We start from the raw sequence: 11,135 nt of genomic DNA, 5'->3' as shown, positions 1-11,135 counted from the left end.
CAATGGAAACAAACGATAAAGTACAAAAGAAACCACTTAACAAAAAGTTCATCGTAGCCCTTAGTGCCTTGGTTATTTTAGGTGGTGGTTACGGAATATATAAATATGTACATTCTCTTTCTCACGAGATAACGGATGATGCACAAGTAGAATCGAGAATTACTCCTGTTGTTTCTAAGATACCAGGTTATATTAAGGAGATATTGGTTCACGATAACCAGGTTGTGAAAAAAGGTGATACGCTTATTCTTTTAGATGACGCGGAATACGTTATTAAAGTTCAACAAGCTAAAGCTGCTTATGACGCTTCTGTGAGTCAATTAAAAGTTGCAGAAGCTGGTAAGAATACGACAGAGTCTACTGTGGCTTCTTCTCAAGCGGGTGCAAGTACTGCTTTAGCTAATGTTTCTACAGCGAAAGCAAACATTGAAACAGCTAAAGTACAGTTGTGGAGAGCGACTAATGATTACAACCGTTATGAGAAGTTGTTTGCTAATCAGTCAATCACTAAACAGCAGTTTGAACAGGCAGTTGCTGCTAAGGAAACGGCTGAGAAACAGTTGCAGGTTTTACAAGAACAGTATAAAGCAAGTGAAAAACAAGCGTCTGCTGTGGCCCAGCAGGTAAACATCAGCAAATCTCAATCGGTGGCTTCTGTTTCTCAAATCGACGCTGCAAAAGCAATGGTTGAACAAGCGAAAGCAAACTTAGACAATGCGGAACTTTACTTGTCTTATACAGTAATTACAGCGAAAGAAGACGGACAAGTTTCTAAAGTAAACTTGCAAAACGGACAGTTAATTCAACCGGGACAAGGATTGTTTAACACGGTTCAAAAGGATAATATCTGGATTGTAGCAAACTTTAAAGAAACGCAAATGCAATATATGCGTGAAGGACAACCTGTTGAAATTAGAGTTGACGCGTTTCCTAAACATAAGTTTGAAGGGGAAATAAACTCTATCTCTCCGGCTACTGGGGCTAAATTTGCTTTATTACCTCCTGATAATGCTTCTGGTAACTTCGTGAAAACAGTACAACGTGTGCCTGTTAAAATTGTATTTACTAATGCTAATGACGAGTTGCGTGACCACATCCGTGCTGGGTTAAACGTGGAGGTGGATGTAAACATTAAAAGTGCTCGCTAAAAATAAATAGTATGACTGAAGAAAGCTTAGTTGAACACGGCTACAGACGAGTCATCATTACTATTACGGCTATCCTGTGTGCTTTACTTGAAATTGTTGATACTACGATTGTAAACGTAGCAATGAACGATATGAAGGGAAGTTTGGGGGTATCGCTAACGGACATTGCTTGGGTGGTTACTGCCTATGCTATTGCCAATGTAATAGTAGTACCAATGACGAGCTGGCTGTCTCAACAATTCGGAAGACGTAATTACTTTGCGGCATCGATTATCATTTTTACGGTTGCCTCGTTTTTATGTGGTTATTCTACCACTTTATGGGAAATTATCTTATTCCGTTTTATACAAGGTCTTGGTGGGGGGGCGTTATTAGTAACCTCACAAACGATTATTACGGAGAGTTACCCAATTGAAAAACGTGGAGTGGCTCAGGCAATTTATGGAATGGGGGTTATTGTTGGTCCAACGTTAGGTCCCCCTTTAGGTGGATATATCATTGACAATTACTCTTGGCCGTTTATATTCTATATCAATATTCCGATTGGAATACTGGCTACAATACTAACCGTATTATATGTGCGTAGTCCGCGTTATGCAGAGAAAAGTAAGTTAAGTGAAATCGACTTCTTGGGAATTATCTTCTTAGCTGTTGCTGTTGGTTCGTTGCAATATGTGTTAGAACACGGACAGCAAGACGACTGGTTTGAAAACACGACAATTCTTACCTTGAGTATCACTTCTTTCTTTGGTTTCTTCTTCTTTGTATGGAGAGAGCTAACGTGTGATAAGCCAATTGTAAACCTACGTGTATTAAAAGACTCCAACCTTGCTATTGGTACGGTATTGTCGTTTGTACTTGGTTTTGGACTATATGGTTCTACATTTATCATTCCAATTTACACGCAGTCTATCTTAGGGTGGACAGCTACTGATGCGGGGATGTTGTTAGTACCGAGTTCACTGATGACGGCTTTAATGATGCCGCTAATTGCAAGAATGTTACAAAGAGGTGTACCTCCAAAATACTTAGTAGCCACAGGGTTCTTCGTGTTTTTCGTGTACAGCTTCTGGGCACATAATATATTGACACCTGATACGGGGAAAGAACACTTCTTCTGGCCGTTAGTTGTTAGAGGGGTTGGTTTAGGACTATTATTCGTTCCGATTACTACCCTATCGCTTTCTAATTTGAGAAACAAACAAATTGGAGAAGGTGCTGCTTTTACAGGAATGATGCGTCAATTAGGAGGTTCATTCGGAATTGCCTTAATTACAACGTTTATTTCAAGATGGACCGTAAACCATAGACTTGCCTTGGTGAGTCATTTAGATACAGCTTCTGTTGAGGTACAAAATCGCGTGTACGCTCTACAACAAAGCTTTATATCAAAAGGATATCCTGTAGATGAGGCACTACAAAAAGCATATACCCTATTGGATTTAGGTGTTACCAAACAGGCAACAGTACTAACGTATATGGATGTATTTATGTTTTTAGGTGTTTTATTCTTAATCTGTATTCCCTTTATTCTAATCCTAATTAAAAAAGGTGCAGGGAAGATAATTGCAGGTGCAGGACACTAATTAAATTTATTTTCGTTTTTTTCAAAAAGGTGTAGTCTCGCAAGGGATTACACCTTTTTGGGGTTATAATTACAGTGTCGTTCACAAAAAACAGACAAAAATTATAAATCACTCTACTCCTTTTCTATCTTTGTGATAAAATATGTCTTTATGGAAAAGAATGCGAATATACCTGTTTACAACATCTGTAATTTAATTGATACCAATAACAACTTTCAAGATTGTGTTGTTTATCGCTTAGAGGATTACATTTCGAATAGACCTAATATTGTATCTTCTCCTCATAGACACGCCTTTTACCAAATCCTCTTTGTAAGCAAAGGAAAGGGTATTCACTCTATTGACTTTGAGAAATTCTCTATTGAAGAAAAGTGTTTGTTCTTTCTAAATGCCTCTCAAGTGCATAAATGGGAGTTTGAACCGGGCACTGAAGGTTTTCTTATCAACTTTAACGACAACTTCTTACGTACGTTTTTAGTAAATCCAAGCTACTTAAATCAGTTTTCTTTTTTCAGTGGCAACGCTCAGTATTCTAAGTTTTCTTGTCATAAGTGTCACCAGACTTTACACCAACGATTTGAGAAAATTCTTTATGCCTCTATGGATGATAGCCCTTTAAAAAAGGACTATATGAAGGTATTAATGCTTGAATTGTTCTTAGAAACACAGCTGTTTTTGGTTAAAAAAGTGTTTGACAATGAAGAGCATCACGAAACAAATAATGCGCAGTTTGTTATTAGAAACTTCGAAGAGCTGTTAGAGCAAAACTTTAAAACAATGCGCCTTCCTGGTGAGTATGCAAACTTGCTTAATATTACTCCAAACCACTTAAATACGCTGTGTAAAAAAGTACACGGGTTAACCTCTGGGGAAGTTATACGAAATAGAGTAATTTTAGAATGTAAACGTTTACTTGTAAATGCAGACGTCTCGGTTTTAGAAATTGCCTATGAATTAGAGTTCAAAAACACAGCTTATTTATCTCGCTTCTTTAAAAAGTACACAGGCCTTACACCAGAGGAGTTCAGAAAGCAAGCCAAATAATCTAAATAAAATTCCGCTTTTCTTACATCAATTGCGTTGAAAAGTGTAAACATCCCCACGATTAGTGTAATATTTTTCAGTAGATGTCCTACTAACTTTGCTGAAAAATAACACTACATGGATTTTCCTTTATTTCATTTAGACTGGTTGAACGATCGTTTCCTCATTGCGATGATAGCGATTATTCACGTATTCATTAACCACGGTTTAGCCGTAGGTTTTATTCCGTATATTACATTATTAGAACAACAAGGTGTTGTTAAAAGTGGCCGTAATGAGGTCACAGATTTAGCTTGGGACGCTACGGTTCACCGCATGATGATGGTGGGGTTTGTAGTTACCACTACTCTTGGTGCTATGACCGGAGTTGGTATTTGGTTCTCAGCTGCCTTGATTAGTCCAAACTCAATTGGGAGTTTAATCCGAGTATTTTATTGGGGCTGGTTTACAGAGTGGATTGTCTTCGTTTCAGAAGTTGTATTCATTATGATTTACTTCCTTACTTGGAAAAACTCAAACAAATCGCTTAAAGCAAAACAAAGACACATCCGTTTCGGTTGGTTCTTATCAGGATTCTCTTGGTTGACAATGGCAATCATTGTGGCAATTCTTGGATTTATGATGGACCCGGGTAACTGGTTAACACATCATTCGTTCTTCAACGCTTTAACAAACCCTATTTACTTACCTCAGCTTTTATTTAGAACGCCTACTGCTATGGTTATTGGTGGTGCTTTTGGACTATTGCTTATTATGCTATTTACTAAAAAAGATAGCTTAGTGCGCAGACCTGCTCTAAAAACTACTGCTATCTGGATCTTAGTTTGGTTGCCTTTCTCAATCTTAGCGTCTATTTATTACTACAACGTAATTCCTGAGGCAATGACTGCTAATATGAGTACAGCTGTTGGTACAATGGACTTTGCGAAGTATTACAACTTATTAAAATACATCATACTTATTGCTACGAGTTCACTTGCTTTCTTAGCTGTGTTTATCTTGTGGAAACCAAAACGCGTAAACTTTGTTATGGTGTTAATTCCGTTCATCCTTTCATTAGGTTTCTTAGGAATTTTTGAACGTGTGAGAGAATTTATCCGTAAGCCTTACGTAATTGGAGACTATATGTACTCTAACTTAATTAGAGAAGAAGACTACCCGCTATTGCAAAAAGAAGGTATTTTAAAACACGCTACTTATACTGGTATTACAGAGATTACAGATGAAAACAGATTAGAAGCTGGTAGAGATGTATTTATGATTGCGTGTTCAAGATGTCACACAAGTCAAGGGATAAACTCAATCGTTTATGTATTCGAAAAAATGTACGGTTTTGACAAACCGTTAGACATCAATTCGATGAAAGCTTATATCCCAAATATGCACAACGGTAGAACGTATATGCCTCCTTATCCTGGAAATGCAGAGGAATTAGACGCTTTAGCACATTACATTTTTTACTTACAACTAAGTGGTACTTCTGTACAAGGAGCACAAAGTGCTGGGGCTAAACTAAACCCAGAACACTCAGTTGAACATTTTATTGAATTAAAAACACAAGAATAATATGAATACTCCATTACCAAAAGATATTCCTTTAGACTTACCACTACCTGAATGGCTACTTGTCGTTTTATTAGTAGTTTCTTTCTTAGCTCACATTGTATTTGTCAATTTGATGGTAGGTGGTTCTATAACTACGTTATGGGCCGAAATAAAAGGACTTAAAAACAAAGAATACGATACATTAGCAAAAGAGATTGCCGCTACAATTACGGTAAATAAAAGTATGGCTGTTGTACTTGGAGTAGCGCCTCTTTTAAGTATTAACGCTTTATATACTATCTACTTTTATACTGCTAACTCCCTAACAGGAATTATGTGGATATTGATTATTCCGTTAGTAGTTATCGCTTTCTTATTGACTTATTTGCATAAATATGCGTGGGAGGCTATGAAAAATATGAAGTATTTACACATTGCTATTATGGCATTGGCGGTTCTTATCTTCCTTTTCATTCCATTGATATTCTTAGTAAACATCAATTTAATGTTGTTCCCTGAGAAATGGACTACTATTCACGGATTCCTTTCTGCTTTAACTCTGCCTAACGTATTCCCAAGATACTTCCACTTCTTGTGTGCTTCGCTTGCCTTAACTGGTTTATTCATTGCGTGGTATATGGGACGTAAGAACTATCCTTTTGAAGAATACTTCCAAGTATTTACAAGAGCGAAAGTAAAACGTATTGGTTACCAAATTGCAATCGGTGCTTCTGGAGCTCAGTTCTTATTCGGACCTATTGTATTAGCTACATTACCTTCAAAAGGGGTTAACTGGGGATTAATGGCAGTTATTCTACCTGGTGTTATTATTGCTGCTTACTCTGTTTACTGGATGTGGCAAACACTGAAAGGAAAAGATGAGGATTTAGACAAACACTTCTATAAAATTGTTATTTCAATGGGGATTGTAGTCTTGTTTATGGGTAGTGGACGTCACGTTTACCGTGCTAATGCATTAAACCCTCACCGTGAATTAATGGCTCAAAAAACAGAGCAATTCTTAGAAGCCTCTAAAAAAGCGAGAGAAGAAGCAGCTAACCAAGAGGCTGAAGAAGCGCAAGCTATTGCAGAAGCAGAACAATCAGGAGATACTACCGCTAAAGGTAAAGCTGTTTTCAACTCATACTGTGCTGCTTGTCATAAAGTTGACTCGCAATTAGTAGGTCCTCCTGTAACTGAAATGAGAAGTATTTATGAAGGAGATAAAAAAGACTTAATCAAATGGATTAAATCACCAGGTAAAAAACGTCCTGATGCTCCTCAAATGCCACCATTCCCACAGATTAACGACCAGGATATGGAGGATTTAACAGAATTTATTTTAAACATTTAATATAAAACTTATTGTTATGATCATAGCCCTATGTGTTATCGTTATTATTGCAATACTATTGGTTTGTGTCTCAATGATCTCCAGAGTACTGCGCGTTTACCTATTGGTCTTTAAAGATAAAGAGCTATGGGATAAAGAAATTGAAGAAGATACTAAATACCAATTTATAAAAGGATTGTACTAAAAGCTTTTTCCTAATTTATACATATACACTTTTTCATTTTACTCTAAAAAAGGGAATTACAACTGAATGTAATTCCCTTTTTTCTTTTGATGAGGTAAGTGGTTTTAGCTTACCAATTTAAAGTATAATGTGTACTTCTCCCTCCTGCCCCAGCTTTTATAAGAATGTTTTTTTCTACTAAATCCGTAATATCCCTCAAAGCAGAATCTTGTGATGTCTTTGCTATTTTTGCCCACTTACTCGTTGTTAAATTACCTTCAAAGCCTTCTATCAACTTATTCAACATCAAACGTTGTCTATCATTGCCTACTTTAATAGCATTTCTCATCCAAAATTGATGTTTCCTTATTACTTTATCAATAATTACATTTGAGTCAATTATCGCCTCTTTTAATCGTTCTAAAAACCAAACTATCCAATCTGTAATATCCAAGTCGCCTCTCTGGGTACGTTCTAATATTGTATAGTAAGACTTTTTCTTATCCTTTATTTGCATAGACATACTATAAAATCGTTGATTAACACCATCTGATTTAGACAACTGCATATCTGCTATTGCTCTAGCTATACGACCATTTCCATCGTCAAATGGATGTATTGTCAAAAACCATAAATGAGCGATGCTTGCTTTTATAATCGAATCTATCTCAGAAAAATTGTTAAACCAATCTATAAACTCACTCATCTCCATCGATAAACGCGAAGGTTTTGGTGCTTCATAATGGATTATTTCTCTTCCCATACCACCTGAAACAACTTGCATATCTCCCTCTCGCCAGTCACCAACTTTAATTTTATGCATACCACTTCTTCCTGTTGAAAACAAAGCTGAATGCCAGCCAAACAACCGTTCTTCTGTCAATTTTTTACTCTCATTCTGAGTGGCATCAAGCATCATATCAACTATACCATCAATATGTCTATCGGAATGTTCTATACCTGAATTTTCAAGCCCTAGACGAGTTGCAATAGAAGAACGTACTTGCTCAGGATTTAGCACCTCTCCTTCAATTTCAGACGACTGAACAACATCTTGAATCAAGGTTTCTAAATTAGCTTCATCTTGCAATTCAAAACCTAATAATTCTATCTTACCCATTAATTTGCCCTGCAAGTTTCGAACTTCACTCAATAAAGTAATTAAATCTTCTTCATCCCATTGGAAATCAGGCCATTTTTTCAGATTATGTATATAACTTGACATGCTTTTTTTCTTTTATGCGGTAAATATACACCTTATTCACCGCAAAATATGCGGTGAATAGAAGCTTTTTTCACCGCAAAAGGACAAAGAAAGGCTATCGTTAGAGTTACTAATAATTATAAAAGCCCTAAACAGTAACCTGTTTAGGGCTTTTTTATTGTGAATGAAGGTAGCTTATTCTACCTCTTCAAACATATGATCTCTTTGATTTGTACAAGAGAAAACAACCTTAGACTTCAAATCATTAAATTGTATTTCATGATATCCAATTCTTTTTTCTCTTTGCAATTGAGAAACTAAAATACTCGGATGTACTTTATGTTTTGCTGAGAACAATAATAATGTATTCTTATCCCATTTCTCTGTACGCTTCATTAACTTGCGAATAGAATCACCGATTAAAATCTTTGCTGCAAAACTATCAGCCTCTTTCTCTTTCAATAAGTTACTATCAAAATCAATTGATTTACCATCAATAAAAACTTCAGACTTATTATGCAACTTAATATGGGCTAATTCGTGAAAGAAACTAAACCAAAAAGCATTGTAATCTTTCTGTCTATCCGTTATCTGAATCAAGGGAAGTGTCTTATTTCTAATCCAACGCGCAGCTCCATATATAGGAGCCTTTGACAAGCATTGCGAATAAACTAATGCCACACCAAATGAAGCACATATCTCCTGTAATTGAATTAACCAATCATCTGGATGTTCATACATTAATGTCTGTAATCTTGTAATACTTTCAGACAATACTTTTTTATCAAAATTACTTACGTTTATTTTTTCAGCATCTAACTCTCCTAATCTCAACCAAGTTGCAATAACTTTAGGTTCTGTCGAATGTCTTAAATCAATTTTATAAGACAACGATACTTCTGCAGAATAAATAGTATGCCACTCATTTTCAGAAGCTACTCTAAAAAACTTTAACAGAGCCTCTTTCATTGTTATTTTATCTTTACTATCAGGTAACAACCCTAAACTTTTCAAGTACTCCAAAGGAAAACCCTTTACCCACTCAATTGACTGAGATAACTCCTCTAACTTTTCAATCTCCAATAATTCTTCTTGGTATTGCTTTTCTAAATTCAACCAAAAAGAAGCCGGAACTCCTAAAACAAATTCTAATTTTTGTGCAGTATCTCTTGTTATAGAAGATTTACCCTTAATCAATTCATTCAATTTAGGAACAGACCTACCTATACGTTCTGCAAGCTCTGCCTGCGACATACCAATAAAATCAATGTGTTCCTGAATTGTATCTCCTGGAACAGACAATAATTCTTTTTTTAATCTAAGTGCTTCCATAAATAAATGTCTTAATGAGGATCTTCTACCGATATAGCTTTTATTTTAATAACCTCTACAAGATTAACTCCTCCATCTTCTAACCTTGGAATAGGATCTTGGTCTATTTCAAAAATAATTCGCCAATTTTTAAAGATATCTATTGACCATTCCCCTTTTCTATTACCACTATAAGAATGAAGTCGCAATGCGGGCAACTTAGCAATTACTGATAGATTATCTGCAGCTACTAATTGTGCCAACCTTTGTTTTATCTTTTTGGCTAATACTCCATATTCTTTAGACAACTCTTTGTCTGTAGTCAATGAATTCTTCAGCTTTTTAGTTTTATAGGATATCTCCACTGCAAATGTATTAATTTTTATTTACCTAAAGGGTTAATTGTTTTATAAATTAAAAAACAACGTACTAACCTTTAACAAGATACAAGAAATATAAAAAACTATAACAACCAAATAAACAAAAAACATCTCCTGAATCAAAAACCTCCTATCCTCACTAAATCCCCACTATATTCCTTAACTTTACGCTTCAAAAACACTGATATGAACTGCACCTTGTGTAACACACCGCTTGTTGATAAAATCGATCCTGAATACTTTCAATGTTCTACTTGTAAGGCATATGTAAAAGACGAAACACTCTATTTTAACCAAGAGAAAGAGAAACAACACTACGAGTGTCACAACAACGATGTAAACGATATTGGATACCAAAAATTCACTTCACCGATTACCAATACAATTTTAGAACAGTGCACAACAACAATGTTAGGACTCGACTTTGGCTGTGGTAAAGGTCCAGTTATCACCAAGCAATTAGTTGACAAAGGGTACCAAGTAAAACTATACGACCCCTATTTTTATCCAGATACAGATTACCTTAACCATCGCTATGACTACATCTTTAGTTGTGAGGTATTTGAACACTTTTACAACCCTTTTGAAGAAATTGTAAAACTAACCGATTTGTTGCGTTCGGGCGGATTATTAGTAGTTATGACTCACCAATACACCGGACAGCAGCCCTTTGACAAATGGTATTATCGCAAAGACCAAACCCACGTGTTTATCTACACCCCACAAACAATCACATACATTGCCAACAAATTTGGCTACCACATTGAATTACAAACAGAAAGAATATTTGTATTGAGAAAAAAGTAGGTTCACACACTAACTAACTTAGCCGTATTTTAGGTATAATTATTGTAATACATAAGCCTAAAAAACACGATGAAAACACTGTTAATCAGCTTGTTATTTTCCACTTCTTGCTTAGCACAACAAGAAGCCAGTCCCCTTACCTATCGCACGCGAACATTAGATCAAAAGAACATCGCTAAAATACACCTTGACAAAGAAGGTAGTCAGACATATACGTATCTATCAGGTGAAAAAGACTTTCTAAAAGAGCTAACACAATATTACCAAGCGATAGTACCCTATACAATTCAAGTGCAATCGACAGCGATAAACTACATAAAAGACAACTATTATCTTCAAACGAATACAACGACACACAGCATTACAACCCTTTTACACAAAGTAATGGTTCGCTATATCAATACCCCTTACCTCATTATAGGCACAAACCACTGCATCGTAGCCCATCATTCAAACCTGTGCTATCCTCATCAAGATGGAATGAACTGCATTGACCAACAGCCTCATTGCCAGAAAATAAACTCTAAAAAATAAAAATCAGAATAAAGTTTCTACCTATCAGCTGTAAACCAAACCTCAAAACAATGCCTTTT

At 35.8% G+C, this 11,135-nt stretch carries 11 protein-coding genes; 8 read left to right on the top strand and 3 right to left on the bottom strand.

The window, feature by feature from the left end:
* The first annotated feature begins 2 nt into the window (after positions 1–2).
* The 6 genes from BLT46_RS03865 to BLT46_RS13145 all read left to right on the top strand — a co-directional run bounded on the left by BLT46_RS03865 (position 3) and on the right by BLT46_RS13145 (position 6,861).
* On the top strand, positions 3–1,148 hold the full coding sequence (locus tag BLT46_RS03865) for an HlyD family secretion protein (protein ID WP_090406499.1): 1,146 nt from the start codon (positions 3–5) through the stop codon (positions 1,146–1,148).
* Between the two features lie 11 nt (positions 1,149–1,159).
* Entirely contained in the window at positions 1,160–2,734 is a 1,575-nt protein-coding gene (locus tag BLT46_RS03860; protein WP_090406496.1) for a DHA2 family efflux MFS transporter permease subunit, read from the top strand.
* A 150-nt stretch (positions 2,735–2,884) separates the two neighbouring features.
* A complete protein-coding gene (locus BLT46_RS03855) occupies positions 2,885–3,778 on the top strand; it encodes a helix-turn-helix domain-containing protein (RefSeq protein WP_090406493.1) in 894 nt (297 codons plus the stop codon).
* Between the two features lie 117 nt (positions 3,779–3,895).
* Entirely contained in the window at positions 3,896–5,344 is a 1,449-nt protein-coding gene (locus BLT46_RS03850) for a c-type cytochrome (protein WP_090406489.1), read from the top strand.
* A gap of 1 nt (position 5,345) precedes the next feature.
* Positions 5,346–6,677: a c-type cytochrome gene (locus BLT46_RS03845; RefSeq protein WP_090406486.1), complete on the top strand. Its 1,332-nt coding sequence runs from the start codon at positions 5,346–5,348 to the stop codon at positions 6,675–6,677.
* 16 nt (positions 6,678–6,693) lie between these two features.
* The gene (locus tag BLT46_RS13145) at positions 6,694–6,861 is read left to right on the top strand and encodes a hypothetical protein (protein WP_176770719.1); all 168 of its coding nucleotides are present in this window, start codon (positions 6,694–6,696) and stop codon (positions 6,859–6,861) included.
* A 109-nt stretch (positions 6,862–6,970) separates the two neighbouring features.
* Here the strand turns inward: BLT46_RS13145 and BLT46_RS03840 are convergent, their stop codons facing one another.
* The 3 genes from BLT46_RS03840 to BLT46_RS03830 all read right to left on the bottom strand — a co-directional run bounded on the left by BLT46_RS03840 (position 6,971) and on the right by BLT46_RS03830 (position 9,720).
* Complete coding sequence (locus BLT46_RS03840; RefSeq protein WP_090406483.1) at positions 6,971–8,065, bottom strand: Fic family protein; 1,095 nt, start codon at positions 8,063–8,065, stop codon at positions 6,971–6,973.
* A gap of 174 nt (positions 8,066–8,239) precedes the next feature.
* Positions 8,240–9,376: a helix-turn-helix domain-containing protein gene (locus BLT46_RS03835; protein ID WP_090406480.1), complete on the bottom strand. Its 1,137-nt coding sequence runs from the start codon at positions 9,374–9,376 to the stop codon at positions 8,240–8,242.
* Between the two features lie 11 nt (positions 9,377–9,387).
* On the bottom strand, positions 9,388–9,720 hold the full coding sequence (locus tag BLT46_RS03830; RefSeq protein WP_090406477.1) for a type II toxin-antitoxin system RelE/ParE family toxin: 333 nt from the start codon (positions 9,718–9,720) through the stop codon (positions 9,388–9,390).
* 201 nt (positions 9,721–9,921) lie between these two features.
* Here BLT46_RS03830 and BLT46_RS03825 point away from each other — a divergent pair, with 201 nt between their 5' ends.
* Together BLT46_RS03825 and BLT46_RS13110 are read left to right on the top strand one after the other, a co-directional pair.
* A complete protein-coding gene (locus BLT46_RS03825; protein ID WP_090406474.1) occupies positions 9,922–10,542 on the top strand; it encodes a class I SAM-dependent methyltransferase in 621 nt (206 codons plus the stop codon).
* 69 nt (positions 10,543–10,611) lie between these two features.
* Positions 10,612–11,076: a hypothetical protein gene (locus tag BLT46_RS13110; protein ID WP_143021857.1), complete on the top strand. Its 465-nt coding sequence runs from the start codon at positions 10,612–10,614 to the stop codon at positions 11,074–11,076.
* Positions 11,077–11,135 lie beyond the last annotated feature (59 nt).

Source organism: Myroides phaeus, assembly GCF_900099675.1.
Lineage (GTDB): Bacteria > Bacteroidota > Bacteroidia > Flavobacteriales > Flavobacteriaceae > Flavobacterium > Flavobacterium phaeum.
This window is presented reverse-complemented; position numbering and strand designations above follow the sequence as displayed.

Bases quoted from the DNA above. Each gene is read 5' to 3' on its own strand.
- BLT46_RS03845 (WP_090406486.1), top strand. From the start codon at position 5,346: ATGAATACTCCATTACCAAAAGATATTCCTTTAGACTTACCACTACCT.
- BLT46_RS03850 (WP_090406489.1), top strand. From the start codon at position 3,896: ATGGATTTTCCTTTATTTCATTTAGACTGGTTGAACGATCGTTTCCTC.
- BLT46_RS03825 (WP_090406474.1), top strand. From the start codon at position 9,922: ATGAACTGCACCTTGTGTAACACACCGCTTGTTGATAAAATCGATCCT.
- BLT46_RS13110 (WP_143021857.1), top strand. From the start codon at position 10,612: ATGAAAACACTGTTAATCAGCTTGTTATTTTCCACTTCTTGCTTAGCA.
- BLT46_RS03860 (WP_090406496.1), top strand. From the start codon at position 1,160: ATGACTGAAGAAAGCTTAGTTGAACACGGCTACAGACGAGTCATCATT.
- BLT46_RS03840 (WP_090406483.1), bottom strand. From the start codon at position 8,065: ATGTCAAGTTATATACATAATCTGAAAAAATGGCCTGATTTCCAATGG.
- BLT46_RS03835 (WP_090406480.1), bottom strand. From the start codon at position 9,376: ATGGAAGCACTTAGATTAAAAAAAGAATTATTGTCTGTTCCAGGAGAT.
- BLT46_RS13145 (WP_176770719.1), top strand. From the start codon at position 6,694: ATGATCATAGCCCTATGTGTTATCGTTATTATTGCAATACTATTGGTT.
- BLT46_RS03855 (WP_090406493.1), top strand. From the start codon at position 2,885: ATGGAAAAGAATGCGAATATACCTGTTTACAACATCTGTAATTTAATT.
- BLT46_RS03865 (WP_090406499.1), top strand. From the start codon at position 3: ATGGAAACAAACGATAAAGTACAAAAGAAACCACTTAACAAAAAGTTC.